This is a genomic window from Clavibacter michiganensis (genome assembly GCF_002151125.1).
Classification (GTDB): domain Bacteria; phylum Actinomycetota; class Actinomycetes; order Actinomycetales; family Microbacteriaceae; genus Clavibacter; species Clavibacter michiganensis_C.
Genome location: NZ_MDJZ01000012.1, coordinates 139,847 through 158,674, shown reverse-complemented (window position 1 = coordinate 158,674; position 18,828 = coordinate 139,847). Strand labels below are relative to the sequence as shown.

The following is an 18,828-nucleotide window of genomic DNA, read 5'->3' as shown; positions in this document are numbered from 1 at the left end:
TAACGCTCCAAGCAGTCGATGACGACCGGATGGAATGGAGACGGCGAACATGCCCACCGAACTGGCCAACGCCGCCTCAGAAACCGGGGGCGTCCGCACCCGGCGCCCCGTGTCGAAGTCGCTCCCGCAGCACGCCCGCCTGCACAACCGGTCGATGATGCTGCAGGCCCTCTTCCACCGCGGCGCCATGAGCCGCGCCGACCTCGCCCGCGAGTCCGGCCTCACCCGCCCCACGGTGTCGGTCCTCGTCGGCGAGCTCGCGGCCGACGGCATCGTCGCCGAGGTCGGCCAGCGCGAGGACGCCCGGGTCGGCAAGCCCGCGAAGCTCGTCGAGATCGACGCGGACTCCTTCCACATCGTCGCGCTCGACCTCTCCAACGGGCGCCGCTTCGTCGGCGCCGTGATGAACCTGCGCGGCGAGGTGCTGGCGGAGTCGGCCCTCGAGGTCGACGGCGCCACGGGCGACGCGGCCGTCGCCAAGGTCGTGCGCCTCGCCGAGCGCCTGGTCGCGCAGACCACGAGGCGCCTCCTCGGCATCGCGGTGGGCGTCCCCGGCATCGTCGACGACCGGGGCGTGGTGCGGAAGGCGCTCGACCTCGCGTGGTCGGACGTGCCGCTCCGCGACAGGATGGCCGACCACTTCCGGGTGCCCGTGCGGATCGCCAACGACGCGAACCTCTCGGCGATCGGCATGCACATGTTCGCGGAGGTCCCCGGCGAGAGCGTCATGGTCGTCACGATCGAGGACGGCGTGGGCGTCGGCCTCGTGATCGGCGGCGCGCTGGTGGAGGGCGAGCAGTTCGCCGCGGGCGAGATCGGCCACGTCACGGTGGGGGAGCCCGACGAGGGCGACCTCTGCACGTGCGGCCGCTCGGGCTGCCTCGAGACGGTGATCGGCGCGCGCTACCTCGCCCGGCGCATCGCGGGACTCGAGGGCGACGCCCGCGACGCCGTCCTCCGCGACGCGGGGCGCGCGCTCGGCGTCGTCATCGCCCCCGTGATCAGCGCGCTCAACCTCAACCACGTCGTCGTCACCGGACCCCGGGAACTGATCGAGGGCCCCCTCCGCGACGCGACCGTCGCCACCATCCGCGCGCGCACGCTCACCTCGGTGGGCGACGCGCTGTCCCTCCGCATGCGCGACGACGACGACGACCTCGTGCTCCTCGGCGGCGCCTCGCTCATGCTCCAGGGCGAGCTCGGCGTGCGCTGACCCCGACCCCATCCACCCGCACAGCACCCACCGCACCGATCCACAGGAGGACCACCATGCGACACACACGACGGGCCGCGCTCACCGGCCTCGGCCTCGCGGCCGCCCTCACCCTCACCGCCTGCTCCAGCGGCGGCACCACCGCGGCCGGCGACGGATCCGCGCAGGAGATCGCCGCCGTCGACGGTGACGGCAAGACCCTGAACGTCTGGGTCATGACCGGCGACTACACCGACGAGACCATGCAGGCCATCAACGACGAGTTCACGGAGGCCACCGGCGCGGAGGTGGAGATCCAGACGCAGCAGTGGGACGGGATCACCACCAAGGTCGCGACCGCGCTCTCGACCTCCACCCCGCCGGACGTGATCGACATCGGCAACACGCAGGTCGCCAGCTACGCCGCGAACGGCGGGCTCATGGACCTCACCTCCTACCGCGACGACCTCGCGCAGGGCCAGACCTGGCTCGAGGGCCTCGAGGCGCCGGCCACGGTCGACGGCAAGCTGTACGCCGTGCCCGGCTTCGCGGGCGCCCGCGCCGTGATCTACAACAAGACCATGTGGGCCGACGCCGGCGTCACCGCCGCCCCGACCACCTACGAGGAGCTCACGGCCGCGCTCGAGAAGGTCGCCGCCGCGAACGCCTCCACCGACGGCTTCTCGCCGTTCTACATGCCCGGCCAGTACTGGTTCGCCGGCATGCAGTTCGTCTGGGACGCGGGCGGCGAGCTCGCGACCGAGGCCGACGGCACGTGGACCCCGGGCCTCGGCGACGCGGAGGCGCAGCAGGGCCTGAAGGACTTCCAGGAGTTCCAGAACGCCTACTCGACCGCCGCCTCCCGCACGCTCGACACCACGGCGCCCGACCAGACGCAGATCTTCGCGGACGGCACCACGAGCGCGATCCTCGCCTCGAACGGGTACATCGACATGATCAAGAAGGCGAACCCCGAGCTCACCGACGACGACCTCGGCAGCTTCCCGTTCCCGGGCAAGTCGGGCGAGACGCAGCCGGTCATGCTGGGCGGCTCCGACTGGGGCATCTCCGCCAAGTCGAAGAACGCGGAGCTCGCGCTCCAGTGGGCGAAGATCGCCGCGAGCCCCGACATCCAGTCGGAGTGGGTCTTCGGCAACGACACCTGGATCCCGAACAGCACCGAGGCCGTCGAGGCCGCGTCGAGCTCGCTGTCCCCGCTCGACAAGGGCTTCTTCGACGCCGCCCTCCGCTCGAACGCCACCCCGGCGAGCGGCAGCTGGGCCGACCTCGAGGGCGACAAGAGCATCAACCAGCTCTTCGCCGCCATCGCCTCCGGCTCGAAGACGCCCGAGGCCGCGGCGGAGGACTTCGACGCCGCCGCCGACGAGAAGCTCAACGCGGGATAGCGCACCGGGCGCCGCCGGCCACCCCGGCGGCGCCCCTCCCGCGGAACCGATCCCGCACCGCCGCACCCGCACCACCATCCGAAGGAGGCCTCGTGGCCCTCACCCGCACGAGCCCGGCGACGCGCCGCGGATCCACCGCCCCGACCGGCTCGCCCCGGCAGCCCGCCGCCCGGCGGCGCGGCAGCTCCGCGCCCGCCTGGCTGCTCTCGCCCGCCGGCCTCGTGCTGCTGGTGGTGCTGGTCGCGCCCATCGTCTACCTGGTCGTCACGTCGACCACGGACTCCGACCAGCGCACCCTCTACACCGGCGCCTACGAGAGCGTCGGACTCGGCAACTACGCCGACCTCGTGCAGGACCCCGCGTTCTGGGCCTCGCTCGTCCGCACGATCGTCTTCACGGCGGCCATGGTCATCGGCAGCGTGGCCATCGGCACGGGCGTCTCGCACCTCATGACCCGCATCAGCACGCCGTTCCGCTACGCCGTCACGATCGTGCTGATCTTCGCGTGGGCCATGCCGAACGTCGCCTCCTCCCTCGTGTGGAAGTGGCTGTTCCAGCCGGGCTACGGCGTCGTCAACTGGCTGCTCACGCAGGTCGGCGTCTTCGGCGACATGACCGACGTCGACTGGGCGAACGACGCGTTCCTCGCGTACACGTCCATCTGGATGCTCATCGTCTGGCAGGCGGTGCCGTTCATCGCGCTGACGCTGTACGCGGCCGAGACGCAGATCCCGCCGGAGCTGAAGGAGGCCGTGCGCCTCGACGGGGCCTCGGAGCTCGCGGTGTACCGCACCATCACGCTGCCGTTCCTCAAGCCCACGCTGCTGCTCGTGACGATCCTCTCGGTGATCTGGGACTACAACGTCTTCAACCAGATCTGGCTCGTCTCGCAGGGCGGCCCGGACGACGCCACCTCGACGCTCGGCGTCTTCACCTACACGACCGCGTTCGTCGGCTTCGAGCTCGGGCAGGGCGCGGCCATCTCGGTCGTGACCACGCTGCTCCTGCTGGTGCTCACCGCGTTCTACATCCGCAACCTCATCCGATCGGGAGAAGACCTGTGACCACGACAGCACCCGCGGGCACCGGCGCCGTGCCGCCCGAGACCGAGGACGAGGCCGCCGCGGTCGTCGCGGGCGGCGGAGGCGAGCGCCGGAGCCTCGCGCGCTCCTCCCGGAGGCGCCGTCGCCGCCCGTGGATCGGGAACTCCATCGCCGCGGTCTTCTGCGTCGTGTGGATCTTCCCCGTCTACTGGATGGTGAACACCGCGTTCAAGCCGCGCTCCGAGTCGATGAGCCGGACGCCGGGCTTCCTGCCCCAGGACCCGACGATCTCGAACTTCGTCGCGGCCCTCACCAACGGCGACTTCCTGCTCTACCTGCGGAACTCGACCGTCGTGGTGGCGGGCGCGGTCGTGCTCTCCATCGTGCTGGGACTGCTGGCGGCCGCCGCGCTCTCGCGGTTCTCGTTCCGGGGGCGCCGGCCGATCATGGTGGCGATCCTCGTGGTGCAGATGCTGCCGGCGACCGCGCTGCTCATCCCGCAGTTCCTGATCTTCACCCAGATCGGCCTCATCGGCACCTACCTCGGCCTCGTGCTCGCCTACGTCGGCGCCGTGCTGCCGTTCACCATCTGGGTGATGCGCGGCTTCTTCCTCGCGATCCCCGTGGAGCTCGAGGAGGCGGCCCGCATCGACGGGTGCTCGACCTGGCAGGTGCTCACCCGGATCCTGTTCCCGCTCGTGATGCCCGGCATCATCGCCTCGAGCGTGTTCGCCTTCATCGCGGCGTGGAACGACTACATCGTCGCGAACACGTTCATGCAGGATCAGTCGCACTACACGCTGCCGGTGTGGCTGGCCTCCTTCACCACCCAGACCACGGGCACCGACTTCGGCGCCCAGATGGCCGCGTCCGTGCTGTTCTCGCTGCCCGTCGTCGTCTTCTTCATGATCATCCAACGCAACCTGGTGTCCGGCATGTCCGCCGGCGCCGTGAAGGGCTGACCCGCATGACCACCGTCCCCGCCGTGATCCCCGCCCCCGTCTCGCTCGTCGTCGGGGAGGGCGCCTTCCGCCTCGAACCCGGCACCCGCATCCAGGCGCCCGACGCGCTCGCCGCGACCGTGGCGTGGCTGCAGTCGGCCCTGCGGCCGGCGACCGGGTTCCCGTTCGCCTCCGCCGGCGACGCCGGCGCCGCCGACGGCGCGATCTCCCTCGCGCTGGATCCGTCGCTCGCGCCGGCCGCGCACCGCATCGACGTGACCGACCGCGGCGTCCGGATCCGCGGCGGCGACGAGACCGCCGTCTTCCACGCGTGCCAGACGCTCCTCCAGCTGCTGCCGCCCGAGGTGCTCCGCCGGGCGCCCGTCGCGGGTGTGGCGTGGACCGTGCCCGCCGTCGCGATCGAGGACGCACCGCGGTTCCGCTGGCGCGGCGCCATGCTCGACGTGGCCCGCCACTTCCTGCCCAAGCACGACGTGCTGCGCTTCATCGACCTGATGGCGATGCACAAGCTGAGCACCCTGCACTGGCACCTCACCGACGACCAGGGCTGGCGCGTGGAGATCCGCCGGTACCCCCGGCTCACCGAGGTCGGGTCGTGGCGCGCCGAGACGCAGGTCGGCGCCTCCGAGGACTCGCCCGGCGACGGCCGCCCGCACGGCGGCTGGTACACGCAGGACGACATCCGCGAGGTGGTCGCCTACGCGGCCGCGCGCCACATCGACGTGGTGCCCGAGATCGACGTGCCGGGCCACTCGCTCGCAGCGATCGCGGCCTACCCGGAGCTCGGGGTCGGGAGCGCGGACCAGCCGCGCGCCGTGCACACGCGCTGGGGCATCATCCACGACGTCCTCAACATGGAGGAGTCGACGCTCGCGTTCTACCGCGACGTGCTCGACGAGGTGATGGAGCTGTTCCCGTCGCGCTACGTCGGCATCGGCGGCGACGAGTGCCCGCGCGACCAGTGGGCCGCGGATCCGCGCACGCAGGAGCTCATGCGCGAGCGCGGCTTCACCGACGAGCTGGAGCTGCAGAGCTGGTTCATCGGCGGGCTCGACGCGCACATCACCGCGGCCGGCCGCACCATGTACGGCTGGGACGAGATCCTCGAGGGCGAGGTGTCCTCCTCCGCGGTCGTCGCCTCCTGGCGGGGGATGACGGGCGCCGTCACGGCCGCGCGCCGCGGCCACGACGTGGTCGCCTGCCCCGACGACCAGGTGTACCTCGACTACCGGCAGTCCGACGGGCCCGACGAGCCGATCCCCGTCTCCATCCCGCTGACGCTCGAGGATGTGCTCGCGTTCGAGCCCGTGCCCGACGCGCTCACGCCGGAGGAGGCGGAGCACGTGCTCGGCGGCCAGGCCAACATCTGGACCGAGCACATGGACTCGCCGCGCACCATCGACTACCTCGTGTTCCCGCGGCTGTCGGCGCTCGCCGAGGCGGTGTGGTCGCCGAGGCCGGAAGGCGCGCGCGACGTCGACGACTTCCACGCGCGGCTCGCGGTGCACCTCGCCCGGCTCGACGCGTTCGGGGTCGAGTACCGGCGCGCGTCCGGGCCCATGCCGTGGCAGATGCGGCCCGGGATCGTCGGGAGGCCCGCGACCCGCGAGGAGCGCCAGGCGTACATCGACGGCATCGTCGCGAGCATCGCCGAGTGATGGCCGTCGACCCGCGCCCGCTCGCGCCCGCCGCACCCGTCCGCCCGTCCGTCGACCGCCTCGCCCGCGCGGAGGAGGTGGCGTCGTGGAGGTGATCATCCTGCCCACGCCCGAGGTCGTCGGCCGCGTCGCCGCCGCGCGCGTCGCCGCCGTGGTCGCCCGGAAGCCCGACGCGGTGATCGGGCTCGCCACCGGATCCAGTCCCTCCGGGCTCTACGCCGACCTCCGCCGCCGCGTGGACGCCGAGGAGGTCTCGTTCGCCGAGGCGCGCGGGTTCGCGCTCGACGAGTACGTGGGGATCCCGCTCGCGCACCCCGAGTCGTACGCGAGCGTCATCGCGCGCGACGTGGTCGGGCCGCTCGGCTTCGACCCCGACCGCGTGCGCGTGCCCGACGGCCGCGCCGCCGACCTGCGGCGGGCCGCCGAGGAGTACGAGCGCGCGATCCGCGACGCCGGCGGCATCGACGTGCAGATCCTCGGCATCGGCGCGAACGGGCACATCGGATTCAACGAGCCGACGTCGTCGCTCGCCTCGCGCACCCGGATCAAGACGCTCGCGCCCGCGACCCGGGAGGCGAACGCGCGCTTCTTCGACCACGTCGACGACGTGCCGACGCACTGCATGACCCAGGGGCTCGGCACGATCCTCGACGCCCGCGAGCTCGTGCTCGTGGCGCAGGGCGAGGGCAAGGCCCAGGCGATCGCCGCGGCCGTCGAGGGGCCGCTCACCTCCTTCGTGCCGGGCAGCGTCCTGCAGCTGCACGCGCACGCGGTGGTCATCGTGGACGAGGCCGCGGCGTCGCGCCTCACGCTCGCCGACTACTACCGGCGCACCTACGACGACAAGCCGGAATGGCAGCGCGTCTCGTGAGCGGCACCACTCTTCTCCGCGCCGCGCGGGCCGTCGACGCGCGCGGCACGGTCGACGACGCGTGGATCCTCCTCGACGGCGACGCCATCGCGGCCGCCGGCAGCGGGTCGGAGGCGCCGCCCGCGGACCGGACCGTCGACCTCGGCGACGCGACGCTCGTCCCCGGGTTCGTCGACCTGCACGTGCACGGCGGTGCGGGCGGATCCCACGACGAGGGGGCGGCGGGGATCCGCGCGGCCGTCGCGCTGCACCGGCGCCACGGCACGACCCGCTCGGTGCTGAGCCTCGTCGCGAACCCGGTGCCCGACCTCGTCCGCTCCCTCGGCGCGATCCGCGAGGCGATGGCCGAGGACCCGACCGTCCTCGGCGCGCACCTGGAGGGCCCGTTCCTGTCGCCGCACGCGGCGGGGGCCCACGCGCACGAGCACCTCGTGGATCCGACGCCCGCGCGCATCGAGGCCCTGCTCGAGGCGGGGGACGGCGTGCTGCGGCAGGTCACGATCGCGCCGGAGCTTGACGGCGCGCTCGACGCGATCCGCCGGCTGGTCGCGGCGGGCGTCGTCGCGGCCGTCGGGCACACGACCTGCACGGGCGACCTCGCGCGCGCGGCCTTCGACGCGGGCGCGACCGTCCTGACGCACGCGTTCAACGCCATGCCCGGGATCCACCACCGCGAGCCCGGCCCGGTCATGGCCGCCGTCGCGGACGAGCGCGTGACGCTGGAGCTGATCCTCGACGGCGTGCACGTGCACCCGGCGGTCGCGGCGCTCCTGTTCCGCGAGGCGCCCGGCCGCGTCGCGCTCGTCACCGACGCCATGGCCGCGGCCGGATCCGCCGACGGCCGCTACCTGCTCGGCTCGCTCGACGTGGACGTGCGCGACGGCATCGCGCGCCTGTCGGGCGCGGGCACGATCGCCGGCTCGACCCTCACGCAGGATGAGGCGCTGCGGATCGCGGTGCGCGACGTGGGGCTCGCCCTGCCGGACGCGGTGGCGGCCCTCGCCTCGACGCCGGCGCGGGCGCTCGGCATGGGCGACCGGCTCGGGCTGCTGCGTGCGGGATCCGCCGCCGACGTCGTCGCGCTCGCGCCCGACCTCCAGGTCGCCCGCGTCTGGGCCGCGGGCGCCGAGGTGCCCGGGACGGATCCGGGTCAGGCCTCGTCGCGGTAGACGACCCGGCGCTCGCCGGCGCGCACGGCCGCGGCGAGGCGGTTGCCGGCGGGCGGGAGCGGGCAGTTCATCCAGTCGGAGAAGCCGCACGGCGGGACGACCGCGCGCGTGAAGTCGAGCGTCACCGGTCCGTCGCCGTCCGGGCGGGGGAGGAACAGGAAGCGGCTGGGCGCGTAGCTCTCGCGTCCGGTGGTCGCGTCGGCGAAGACGAGCTGGAGGCGGTCGCCGTCGGCGAAGGCGCTGAGGCGCACCTCCTCGCCCTCGATGGTCACCACGATGTCGCCGGGCACGGGCAGCTCGCGCGTGCGGCCGGCGTCGGCGATGTGCTCGAAGGGGATCACGCGGTCGTCGTCGACGCGCTCGAAACGGCCCTCGAGGATCCACTCGGGCGCGTACGGGTAGACCTCGATGTCCTCGAACGCGCGGTTCCTCGGTGACGCCGAGTCCCACAGCCGGTAGCCGTGCTCGGGCTCGCCGGTGTCGAGCGAGATGCGCTCGATGCGGGTGAGCTGCACGGTGTCGGGCTGGCCCTCGAGCGCCTCGAGGTCGCTGACCTCCTCGCCGGGCGCGAGCCACGTCGTCTGGACGAGCGCGAGGCTGCCGAACGGGCTCGTCACGGCGGCGAGGCGGGCGCGGTGCCACGCCTCGTAGTCGGCCTGGGCGGCGGCGAGGGCATCGGGGTCGGCGGCGTCGGGGCGGGCGGCATCGGTCGTCGTGTCGGTCACGTGAGGGTCAACGCACCGGGCCCGGTCGCATTCCCGTCCGCGCCGCGCGGAGGTCGCGCGGAGGCGGCGGGTATTGACTGGATCCACCGACGGAAGGACGCTCCATGGCACGCACGGTCGCCGACCAGCTCATCGCCCAGCTCATCGAGGCGGGGGTGAGCCGGATCTACGGGGTCGTCGGCGACAGCCTCAACCCGGTCGTCGACGCCGTGCGGCGCACGGGCGGCAGCCGCAAGGGCGGCATCGACTGGATCCACGTGCGGCACGAGGAGGCGGGCGCGTTCGCCGCGTCCGCCGAGGCGCAGCTGACGGGCAAGCTCGCCGTGTGCGCCGGATCCTGCGGCCCCGGCCACCTGCACCTCATCAACGGGCTGTACGACGCGCACCGCTCGGGCGCGCCCGTGCTCGCCATCGCGAGCCACATCACCACGAACCAGATCGGGTCCGGCTACTTCCAGGAGACCCACCCCGACCGCCTCTTCGTGGAGTGCTCGCACTACACGGAGATGATCTCGACCGCCGTGCAGGCGCCCCGCGTCGTCGACCAGGCGATGCGGCACTCGCTCGCGCTCGGCGGCGTCAGCGTCATCACGCTGCCCGGCGACGTGGCCGAGTTCGAGGCGGAGGGCGAGGCGCCCGCGTTCTCGCTGCCGCGCCGGCCGGCGATCGTGCCCGCCGAGGAGGACGTGCGCGCGCTCGCCGCGGCCATCGACGAGGCGAAGAGCGTCGCGATCTTCGCGGGCCGGGGCGCGGGAGGAGCGCACGCCGAGCTCATGGAGCTGGCCGACAGGATCGCCGCGCCCGTCGGGCACTCGCTGCGCGGCAAGGACGTGATCCAGCAGGACAACCCGTTCGACGTCGGCATGACCGGCCTCATCGGGTACGGCGCCGCGGCGGCCGGCATCTCGGGCGCCGACCTGCTGATCCTCATCGGCACCGACTTCCCCTACGACCAGTTCCTGCCCGGCAAGGAGGTGCGGACCGCGCAGATCGACATCGCGCCCGAGCGCCTCGGCCGCCGCACCGACGTCGACATCGCGATCCACGGAGACGCGCTCTACACGATCCGCGCGGTGCTGCCGCTCGTCGAGCGGAAGACGGACCGGAGGTTCCTGGAGAAGCTGCTCGAGGAGCAGGACGACAAGGTGGAGAAGGTCGTCGGCGCGTACACGTCGAAGGCGGAGAAGCTGAAGCCGATCCACCCGGAGTACGCGGCCAGCATCCTCGACGAGGTCGCGGGCGACGAGACCGTATTCACGAGCGACACCGGCATGTGCAACGTGTGGAGCGCGCGCTACCTCACGCCGAACGGGCGCCGGCGGATGATCGGGTCGCTCGTGCACGGATCCATGGCCAACGCGCTGCCGATGGCGATCGGCGCGCAGGTCGCGTACCCGGAGCGCCAGGTCGTCTCCGTCTCGGGCGACGGCGGGCTGTCGATGCTCATGGGCGAGCTCGTGACGGTCGCCGCGTACGACCTGCCCGTGAAGGTGGTCGTGTTCAACAACTCCACGCTCGGGCTCGTGAAGGTCGAGATGCTCGTCGACGGGATCCCGGACTTCGGCGTCGACGTGCCGATGGTCGACTACGCGGCGGTGGCGGCGGCGCTCGGGATCCACTCCCAGCGCGTCGAGGACCCGGCCGACATCCGCGGCGCCCTCGAGGCCGCGTTCGCGCACGACGGGCCCGCGCTCGTCGACCTCGTGACCGACCCGATGGCACTGTCGATCCCGCCGGAGATCACGGCCGCGCAGGTCAAGGGCTTCGCGCTGTCGATGTCGAAGATCGTCATGAACGGCGGCGTCGGCGAGGCCGTGAAGCTCGCCCGCTCGAACCTGCGGAACATCCCGCGTCCGTGAGCGAACCCGCCCGCGCGTCCATCAGCACCACCGTCACCAGCACCACCCGAACCGAGGAGATCCCCATGTCCCACCCCGTCGTCGTCACCGCCGTCTTCACGCCCGTCGAGGGCAAGCACGACGAGGCCGTCGCCGCCCTGTCCCGCGGCATCGCCGAGGTCCACGAGGAGGAGGGTTGCGAGGTCTACGCGATCCACGACGCCCCCGACGGCACCATCGTGATGCTCGAGAAGTGGTCGTCCGAGGAGGACCTCGACGCGCACGGCGCGGGCGAGGCGGTCGCCCGCATGGGCGCGTCGCTGGCGGGCCTCATCACGGGTCCGGCCGTGGTCACGCGGCTCACGCCGATCCCGGCGGGCTCGGAGCTGCAGGGCGCGCTCTAGCGCCCCGCGCTCGGCTCAGCTCACCTCGACCAGCGTGATCCCCGCCGAGCGGTCGCCCGACGCGAGCGCCTCGAGCGCGGCCGGGGCCTCGTCGAGCGTGATGCGGTGCTCGATGAGCAGCTCGGGGCGGAGCGCGCCCGACGCGACCATGGCCATCAGCTCGGCGTAGTCGTGCGCGGGCATGCCGTGGCTGCCGTGCAGGCTCAGCTCCTGGCCGATGACGAACGGCAGGGGCACCGTCGGCTCGCTCGCGAACAGGCCGATCTGCACCTGCCGGCCCGTCGGCGCGAGCGCGAGCAGGCTGATCCGGAGCGTGGACTCGCGCCCGAGCGCCTCCACGGACACCTGCACGCCGTCGGGGGAGACCGCGTGGATCGCGTCGAGGACGTCGAGCTCGGAGAGATCCGACGAGTCGATCGTGTACTCGGCGCCGAGCTCCGAGGCGCGTGCGAGGGCGGCGGGGTCGACGTCGACCGCGATGACCTCCGCGCCGACCGCGACGCCGATCATCACCGCGCTGAGGCCCACGCCGCCGCAGCCGATGACGAGGAGGCGCTCGCCGCGCTGGATCCGCGCCCGGTGGACCAGCCCGCGGAACGCCGTGGCGAAGCGGCAGCCGAGGAGCGCGGCGGCGCCCGCCTCGAGGTCGTCGGGGACGGGGATGAGGTTCACGTCGGCGTCGTGCAGCGCGACGAGCTCGGCGAACGACCCCCAGTGCGTGAAGCCCGGCTGCGTCTGGTCGCGGCACACCTGGCCGTTCCCGGCGCGGCACTCGGCGCAGCGGCCGCACGCGCAGACGAACGGGACGGTGACGCGGTCGCCCACCTGGAAGCGGGTGACCTCGGGGCCGACCTCGTGGATCCGCCCCACGAGCTCGTGGCCCGGCACCTGCGGGAGCTCGATGCCGTCGTCGTGGCCGAGCCAGCCGTGCGCGTCGCTGCGGCAGACGCCCGTGGCCTCGACGCGCACGACGACGCCGGCGGCCGACGGCGCGGGATCCGGCAGCTCGCGGACGACGGGGGTCTCGCCGAAATGCTCGTAGACGACGGCGCGCATGGGGGCTCCTCGGGGTCGGGGCGGGGACGGGCTCGTCCACGGTATCCGAGCGCCGGCCCGCTCCCGGCGCGCGCTGGCAGACTGGGCCGGTGACCCGCACCCCCGCCGCCCCCGCGTTCACCCGTCCGTCGCTCGCGCCCGGGCTCCTCGGCGCCATCGTGCTGCTGGCCGGGTTCGCGGTGATCGACGGCGAGCTCTTCACGGTCGTGCGGTTCGCGGTCGCGATCCTCGCGCTCATCATGATCGTGTTCTCAGTGCGCGCCCGCAGCTGGTGGAGCGCCGCGCTGCTCGCGGCCGTCGCCGTCATGTGGAACCCGGTCGCCGTGATCCCCGTCGAGGCCGTCACCTGGCAGTCGCTGCAGTACGTGGCCGCGATCGTGTTCATCGCCGCGGGCATCCTCGTGAAGGTGCCCGCGGAGGCGGACCCTACGCCGGGCCGACCCCGAACGCGCGCTCCTCGGTGAGCCCGCGGCGCAGGTAGGCGACGATCTCGTCGAGCGACCGGCGGGCGAGCGCGGGGTCCGCCGCGGGGTAGGCGAGCCAGCCCTGGTCGGCGCGGGGGATCCGCACGAGCCGCGCCTTCACCCCGGCCGCCTTGAGCGCCGCGACGCCCTCGACGACGTGGTCGAGCCGTGCGTCGGCGCCGCCCACGTGCACGAGCGCGTCCGGCAGCCGGTCGCGGCCGTGGCCCTGGCGGTCGGCGGATGAGGCGCTCGGCACGTCGCCGGACGGGCTGACGAGCACGAGCCGCAGCACGGCCGGACCGTCGGCGTCGCGGGCGAGCGCGGTGATGCGGAGGGCGCGGTCGGCGCCCGGGCCGTCGCCGAGGATCCCGAGCCGCTCCGGCGTGCCGTTCCAGCCGGCCGCGTGCGACGCGATCCAGGACAGCCCGGCGAGGGCCTGCTCGTCGTCGTCGGGCGCCATGGTCACGACGACCGCGCGGAGGTCCTTCGCGAGCGTGGACGGCAGCCAGTCGCCGTCGTGCCGGGCGAGGACGACGAGCACGGGTGATCCGGTCGCCGAGCGGTCGTGCCCGGGCGGCGTCCAGACGGCGATGTCGAGGGGGAGCCCCTGCTCGCCGGCGGAGCGCCGGACCACGTCCGTGCCCGCGGCGGGCGTGCCGCGGAGGGAGCGCGCGACGGCGGGGACGTGCCGGATGGCGAGGCCGAGGATCCGGCGGCGGGGCGTGACGGAGGCGGCGGCGGCGCGCGCGGCCATCAGGCGCCGCTCGCGGATCCGGCGCCGGCCGATCCGGGCACGGGCGACCCGGAGACGGACGCCGGCGCCTCGGAGGGCCGCGTCTCGCGCCCGCCGCGCGGCACGGCTCCGTGGCCGTCGGGCACGCGCTCGTCCTCGCGGACCGGGCCGGGAGGGGTGCCGTCGCCGAACGGTCGGCCGCCCAGCTCCTCGCGGCCGTGCGGCTCGAGCCAGCCCCACGTCTCGGGGCCTGTGGGCACGACCCGCGTCGGGTTGATGTCGGTGTGCGTCAGGTAGTAGTGCTGCTTGATCTGCACGAAGTCGATGGTGTCGCCGAACCCGGGCGTCTGGAACAGGTCGCGGGCGTACGCCCAGAGCACGGGCATCTCGTCGAGCTTCTGCCGGTTGCACTTGAAGTGGCCGTGGTAGACAGCGTCGAAGCGCGCGAGCGTGGTGAACAGGCGGACGTCCGCCTCGGTGATCGTGTCGCCCACGAGGTAGCGCTGCGTCGCGAGCCGGTCGCTCAGCCAGTCCAGGCGCGAGAACAGGCGGTCGTAGGCCTTCTCGTACGCCTCCTGGGATCCGGCGAAGCCGCAGCGGTACACGCCGTTGTTCACGTCGCGGAAGACGAGGTCGGCGACCTCGTCGATCTCGGCCCGCAGCGCGACGGGGTAGAGGTCGGGCGCGCCCTCGCGGTGGTGCTCGGTCCACTCGGTGGAGAGGTCCAGCGTGATCTGCGGGTAGTCGTTGGTGACCACCTGGCCGGAGGGGATGTCGACGAGCGCCGGCACCGTGATGCCGCGCGGGTAGTCGGGGAAGCGCGCGAAGAACGCGTCCTGCAGGCGCTCGACGCCGAGGACGGGGTCGCGTCCGTCGGGGTCGAGGTCGAAGGTCCAGCTGCGCGCGTCGTGCGTCGGGCCGGGCAGGCCGAGCGAGATGGCGTCCTCGAGGCCGAGCAGGCGGCGGACGATGACCGAGCGGTTCGCCCACGGGCACGCGCGCGCGGCGACGAGGCGGTACCGGCCGGCCTCGACGGGCCAGCCCTGCGAGCCGTCCCGGAGGATCCGGTCCTCGATGTAGTTCGTGTCGCGGGTGAACTCACCCTCCTCCACGTAGCGGCCGGGAGCGCCCGCCTCGTTGCTGCCTGCGGGTGTCGCCTGATCCGTCATGCATCCACCCTAGGCCGGGGCCGCCCGCGGCGACCGGGCCGGGACGAGCCGCACCGCGCACACCGGCGCGCACCGGGTCCCGCGTGCCCTAAACTCCTCTACGTGCCCGTCCTCCCCGAGGCGGCCGGGCGCAGGCGGCGGACCCAGATCCCACCCCCGACCCGGAACCCCGGTTGCTCGAGGCCGGTCCCCTCGCCACCGTCCGACCGCACGCGTCACCGTGCGCGACGGGCGCACGATCTTCCGATCCGGGAGCGCAGGCAGCGCCTGGCCCCGGCAGTGAACAAGGAGTTGCATGGCTCGCACCGGCCAGCGGCGGTCCTCCGCCCGCACGCGCACGATCGACAACGAGGGGCTCATCCCCGTGCTGGCCCGTGCCGTGCGCGAGATCGAGCAGGCCGCCCAGCGCGGCAAGCTCAAGCCCGTCAACCGCACGAAGTTCCAGGTCGTCGCCGTGCTGATGCGCGAGGAGCGCACGCACGCGAAGGACCCGGCCACCCCGCTCAGCGACCCGGAGCGCGCCGAGACCCTGAAGCGCCTCGACGGCATCGCGAGCATCCTCGCCCGCACCGCCGCGCGCGACACCTCGGTGCTGCCGCTGCTGGATCCCGACGCCAAGCTCTCCGAGACCGCCCGCGCCATGCGCAAGCACATGCTGTTCGACGGCGGCGTGGAGATGGTCGTGGAGGAGGAGCCGGAGCCCGAGCCCGAGGATCCCGCGCTCGCCAAGCTCGTCGAGCGCCAGGTCGTCCCGCCGTCGGTGAAGGCGCGCGTGCTCGCGAACCCGTTCCTCGAGCCCGACCTCGACCGGCCGGCGCCCGCCGCGCCGCCCACGCGCCTGTTGGCGAACTGGGAGCTGCTCGGCCCGCTGTTCAAGTCGTTCGAGTACGGCGCCGGCGGCGGCATCGCGAGCATGGACCTGCCCGAGAGCCCGCGCATCGACCGCCTCTCGCCGCACGGCCTCGAGCTCATGCGCCACCAGGCGCGCTTCCTCGAGAGCGTGCGCCTCGGCCACCGCGAGTTCCTGCTCGCCGACGAGCCCGGCCTCGGCAAGACCGCGCAGGCGCTGCTCGCCGCGTCCGTCGCCGATGCGTACCCGCTGCTCGTCGTCGTCCCGAACGTCGTCAAGATGAACTGGAAGCGCGAGGTGGAGCGGTGGACGCCGCACCGCCGCGCCACCGTGATCCACGGCGACGGCCTCGGCCTCGACGCCTTCGCCGACGTCGTGATCGTCAACTACGAGGTGCTGGATCGCCACATCGGCTGGCTGCGCACGCTCGGCTTCCGCGGCATGGTCGTCGACGAGGCGCACTTCATCAAGAACCTGCAGTCGCAGCGCTCCAAGTTCGTGCTCGCGCTCGCCGAGAGCATCCGCCAGCGGCAGTCGGCCCCGCTGCTCATGGCGCTGACCGGCACGCCGCTCATCAACGACATCGACGACTTCCGCGCCATCTGGCAGTTCCTCGGCTGGATCGACGGCGACAAGCCGACGTCGGTCCTCATGGGCGAGCTGGAGGAGGCGGGCCTCACGCCCGCCGACCCCGGCTTCTTCGCGGAGGCCCGCCGCGCGGTCATCGACCTCGGCATCGTGCGCCGCCGCAAGATCGACGTGGCGACCGACCTGCCCTCCAAGCGCATCGCCGACCTGCCGGTCGAGCTCGACGACGACCTCGGCCGCTCCATCCGCCAGGCCGAGCGCGAGCTCGCGGCGCGTCTCGTCAAGCGCTTCACGGCGCTCGTCGGGGCACGTGGCACCACGGTCGCCGACGTCATGGACGGACCGGCCTCCGAGCGCGCGAGCCTCGTCCGGCTCGTGGCGCAGTCCGAGCTCGACGAGGCCAAGGCGCAGAAGACCGGCGAGAACGTGTTCACCATGGTCCGCCGCATCGGCCAGGCCAAGGCCGTGCTCGCGGCCGACTACGCCGCGCAGCTGGCGCGCTCCGTGGGCAAGGTCGTGTTCTTCGCGAAGCACGTCGACGTGATGGACCAGGCCGAGGCCACGTTCGCGAAGCGCGAGCTGAAGAGCGTCTCCATCCGCGGCGACCAGTCGCCGGCCGCACGCCAGAACGCGATCGACTCCTTCCAGAACGACCCCGAGGTGAAGGTCGTGGTCTGCTCGCTCACCGCGGCGGGTGTCGGACTCAACCTGCAGGCGGCGTCGAACGTGGTGCTCGCCGAGCTCAGCTGGACGAGCGCCGAGCAGACGCAGGCCATCGACCGCGTGCACCGCATCGGCCAGGAGGAGCCCGTCACCGCGTGGCGGATCATCGCGGCGCAGACGATCGACGCGAAGATCGCGGAGCTCATCGACAGCAAGGCGGGCCTCGCGGCGCGTGCGCTCGACGGTGAGGACTTCGACGAGACCGGATCCACCTCCGTGCAGCTCGACGCGCTCTCGCACCTGCTCGAGGAGGCGCTGGCCGCGGGCTGATTGGCATCCGCGCCACGTGACGACGCCCCCGCGACCTGCTGGTCGCGGGGGCGTCGCGCGTGCGGGCTGGCGCTAGCCGTGCTCGGCCTTCTTGCGCGCCCGCTCCGCCTTGCGGGCCGCGCGGCGCTCGCGGGCGAGGGCGTCCTGGGCGTCCTGCGTCGGGTTCGAGCGGGAGGTGCCGATGACGGCGAAGGCGATGAGGATCACCACGACCACCATCACGGCGGGCAACACGACAGACAGGATCACGGCGTCTCCTCGGCTCGGTGCTCCCGAGCGTACCGAGCGGATCCAGCCGTCCTAGTCCTCGAGGGCCGCGCCGCGGAGGTCCGGCAGCGTGAGGGCGGCGGCCGCGGCGATCCCGAACACGGCGGCGAAGACCCCGAACGGCAGCGCGACGCCGCCGAGCGCGAGGAGCGGCGGCACGCACAGCGGCGCGACGATCGAGGCGAGGCGGCCGAAGCCCGCCGCGCTGCCCGCACCCGTCGCGCGCACCCGCGTCGGGTACAGCTCCGGGGTCACCGCGTAGAGCGCGCCCCACGCGCCGAGGTTCGAGAACGACATGAGGGCGCCGAACACGAGGATCGTCGTGACGGAGTCCGCGGTGCCGAAGAGGCCGGCCGAGACGGCGGATCCCGCGAGGAAGACCGCGAGCGTCACGCGGCGCCCCCACTTCTCCACCAGCCAGGCCGAGACGGCGTAGCCCGGCAGCTGCGCGAGCGTGATGAGCAGCGTGTACTCGAACGAGCGCACCAGCGAGAAGCCCTGGGCGACGAGCAGCGTCGGCAGCCAGATGAACGCGCCGTAGTAGGCGAAGTTGACGCAGAACCACACGATCCAGAGGGAGAGCGTGCGGCGTCGGAGGCGGGCGCCGAAGAGGCGCTCGCGGGGTGCGATGTCGGCGGGTGCGGTCTCGGTGCCGACCGTCGCGTCCGCGGCCCGTGCGTCGGCCGTCGTCTCGGTGCGGGCATCAGGAGCCGGATCCGACCCCGCCGCCCGCTCGAGGTCGCGCACCACGCGCTCGGCCTCGCGGTGCCGCCCCTTCGCCTCGAGGAAGCGCACCGACTCCGGCAGCCGCAGCCGCACGACGATCGCCCACACGGCGGGCACCGCGCCGAGCGCGAGCGCCCAGCGCCAGCCGTCGTCGCTCGCGGGGATCACGAGGTAGCCGATGAGCGCCGCCGCCGTCCAGCCGACGGCCCAGGACGACTCGAGGATCACGATGACGCGGCCCCGGATCCGGGCGGGCGAGAACTCGCTCACGAGCGTCGACGCGACGGGCAGCTCCGCGCCGAGCCCGAGGCCCACGACGAAGCGGAGCGCGATGAGCGCGCCCACCGACATGGCGAGCGCCGAGACGCCCGTGGCCAGCCCGTAGACGAGCAGCGTGAGGGCGAACACCTGGCGGCGGCCGATGCGGTCCGCGACGAGGCCGCCGACGCTGGCGCCGATCGCCATGCCGAGGAACCCGGCGGAGGCGACGAGGCCGAGCTGCCCGGCGTCCGCCTCCCACACCACCGCCAGCTGCGCGATGACGAACGAGATGAGCCCGACGTCCATCGCGTCGAGCGCCCAGCCGACGCCGCTGCCGCCGAGGATGCGCGAGTGCGCGCGGGTCCAGGGGAGGGCGTCGAGGCGCTGGGCGCGGGTGGGCCGCGAGGTGGTGGTGGTCATGTTCCTGGCTTCCGGGAGGGCGCTCGGGTGGTC

General features: G+C 73.4%; 17 protein-coding genes. 11 read left to right on the top strand and 6 right to left on the bottom strand.

Features of this window, described 5'->3' with window-relative positions; genetic code table 11:
- Nucleotides 1-49: 49 nt before the first annotated feature.
- The 7 genes from BFL37_RS07550 (at nucleotide 50) to nagA (ending at nucleotide 8,301) form a co-directional block, all read left to right on the top strand.
- A complete protein-coding gene (locus BFL37_RS07550) occupies nucleotides 50-1,213 on the top strand; it encodes an ROK family transcriptional regulator (protein WP_086514571.1) in 1,164 nt (387 codons plus the stop codon).
- A 56-nt stretch (nucleotides 1,214-1,269) separates the two neighbouring features.
- Nucleotides 1,270-2,598, top strand: a complete 1,329-nt coding sequence (locus tag BFL37_RS07545) for an extracellular solute-binding protein (protein WP_086514525.1) — start codon at nucleotides 1,270-1,272, stop codon at nucleotides 2,596-2,598.
- 92 nt (nucleotides 2,599-2,690) lie between these two features.
- Nucleotides 2,691-3,662 carry a carbohydrate ABC transporter permease gene (locus BFL37_RS07540; protein WP_086514524.1) on the top strand — a complete coding sequence of 324 codons (972 nt, stop codon included), beginning with the start codon at nucleotides 2,691-2,693 and terminating at the stop codon, nucleotides 3,660-3,662.
- The gene (locus tag BFL37_RS07535; protein ID WP_206601267.1) at nucleotides 3,659-4,603 is read left to right on the top strand and encodes a carbohydrate ABC transporter permease; all 945 of its coding nucleotides are present in this window, start codon (nucleotides 3,659-3,661) and stop codon (nucleotides 4,601-4,603) included. Before BFL37_RS07540 ends, BFL37_RS07535 begins: the two co-directional genes overlap by 4 nt.
- Before the next feature lie 5 nt (nucleotides 4,604-4,608).
- Complete coding sequence (locus tag BFL37_RS07530; RefSeq protein ID WP_086514523.1) at nucleotides 4,609-6,261, top strand: beta-N-acetylhexosaminidase; 1,653 nt, start codon at nucleotides 4,609-4,611, stop codon at nucleotides 6,259-6,261.
- 85 nt (nucleotides 6,262-6,346) lie between these two features.
- The gene (nagB, locus tag BFL37_RS07525; protein WP_086514522.1) at nucleotides 6,347-7,132 is read left to right on the top strand and encodes a glucosamine-6-phosphate deaminase; all 786 of its coding nucleotides are present in this window, start codon (nucleotides 6,347-6,349) and stop codon (nucleotides 7,130-7,132) included.
- Nucleotides 7,114-8,301, top strand: a complete 1,188-nt coding sequence (gene nagA, locus BFL37_RS07520; protein ID WP_086514521.1) for an N-acetylglucosamine-6-phosphate deacetylase — start codon at nucleotides 7,114-7,116, stop codon at nucleotides 8,299-8,301. Before nagB ends, nagA begins: the two co-directional genes overlap by 19 nt.
- Here the strand turns inward: nagA and BFL37_RS07515 are convergent.
- Nucleotides 8,283-9,026, bottom strand: a complete 744-nt coding sequence (locus BFL37_RS07515; protein WP_086514520.1) for a DUF1684 domain-containing protein — start codon at nucleotides 9,024-9,026, stop codon at nucleotides 8,283-8,285. The genes nagA and BFL37_RS07515 overlap by 19 nt on opposite strands.
- Before the next feature lie 104 nt (nucleotides 9,027-9,130).
- Here BFL37_RS07515 and BFL37_RS07510 point away from each other — a divergent pair, with 104 nt between their 5' ends.
- Nucleotides 9,131-10,885, top strand: coding sequence for a pyruvate dehydrogenase (locus BFL37_RS07510; RefSeq protein WP_086514519.1), 1,755 nt, complete (start codon nucleotides 9,131-9,133; stop codon nucleotides 10,883-10,885).
- 65 nt (nucleotides 10,886-10,950) lie between these two features.
- Entirely contained in the window at nucleotides 10,951-11,268 is a 318-nt protein-coding gene (locus BFL37_RS07505) for a putative quinol monooxygenase (RefSeq protein WP_086514569.1), read from the top strand.
- A 15-nt stretch (nucleotides 11,269-11,283) separates the two neighbouring features.
- Here BFL37_RS07505 and BFL37_RS07500 read toward each other — a convergent pair whose 3' ends face one another.
- On the bottom strand, nucleotides 11,284-12,324 hold the full coding sequence (locus BFL37_RS07500; RefSeq protein WP_086514518.1) for a zinc-dependent alcohol dehydrogenase family protein: 1,041 nt from the start codon (nucleotides 12,322-12,324) through the stop codon (nucleotides 11,284-11,286).
- An 89-nt stretch (nucleotides 12,325-12,413) separates the two neighbouring features.
- Here BFL37_RS07500 and BFL37_RS07495 point away from each other — a divergent pair, with 89 nt between their 5' ends.
- Nucleotides 12,414-12,788, top strand: coding sequence for a DUF6804 family protein (locus tag BFL37_RS07495; protein WP_086514517.1), 375 nt, complete (start codon nucleotides 12,414-12,416; stop codon nucleotides 12,786-12,788).
- Here BFL37_RS07495 and BFL37_RS07490 read toward each other — a convergent pair.
- Entirely contained in the window at nucleotides 12,751-13,542 is a 792-nt protein-coding gene (locus tag BFL37_RS07490) for an alpha/beta hydrolase (protein WP_086514516.1), read from the bottom strand. The two genes, BFL37_RS07495 and BFL37_RS07490, sit on opposite strands and share 38 nt — an antisense overlap.
- Nucleotides 13,542-14,690: a glutathione S-transferase family protein gene (locus BFL37_RS07485; protein ID WP_086514515.1), complete on the bottom strand. Its 1,149-nt coding sequence runs from the start codon at nucleotides 14,688-14,690 to the stop codon at nucleotides 13,542-13,544. The genes BFL37_RS07490 and BFL37_RS07485 overlap by 1 nt, the downstream gene beginning before the upstream one ends.
- Before the next feature lie 295 nt (nucleotides 14,691-14,985).
- On the opposite strand from BFL37_RS07485, the gene BFL37_RS07480 reads away from it, so the two are divergent.
- Nucleotides 14,986-17,121 carry a DEAD/DEAH box helicase gene (locus tag BFL37_RS07480; RefSeq protein ID WP_086514514.1) on the top strand — a complete coding sequence of 712 codons (2,136 nt, stop codon included), beginning with the start codon at nucleotides 14,986-14,988 and terminating at the stop codon, nucleotides 17,119-17,121.
- A 72-nt stretch (nucleotides 17,122-17,193) separates the two neighbouring features.
- On the opposite strand, the gene BFL37_RS14590 is transcribed toward BFL37_RS07480, so the two are convergent.
- Both BFL37_RS14590 and BFL37_RS07475 read right to left on the bottom strand, forming a co-directional pair.
- Nucleotides 17,194-17,370 (bottom strand): hypothetical protein, encoded by a 177-nt coding sequence (locus tag BFL37_RS14590; protein ID WP_172403765.1) that lies wholly within the window; start codon nucleotides 17,368-17,370, stop codon nucleotides 17,194-17,196.
- 51 nt (nucleotides 17,371-17,421) lie between these two features.
- The gene (locus BFL37_RS07475; RefSeq protein WP_086514513.1) at nucleotides 17,422-18,795 is read right to left on the bottom strand and encodes an MFS transporter; all 1,374 of its coding nucleotides are present in this window, start codon (nucleotides 18,793-18,795) and stop codon (nucleotides 17,422-17,424) included.
- Nucleotides 18,796-18,828: the final 33 nt, after the last annotated feature.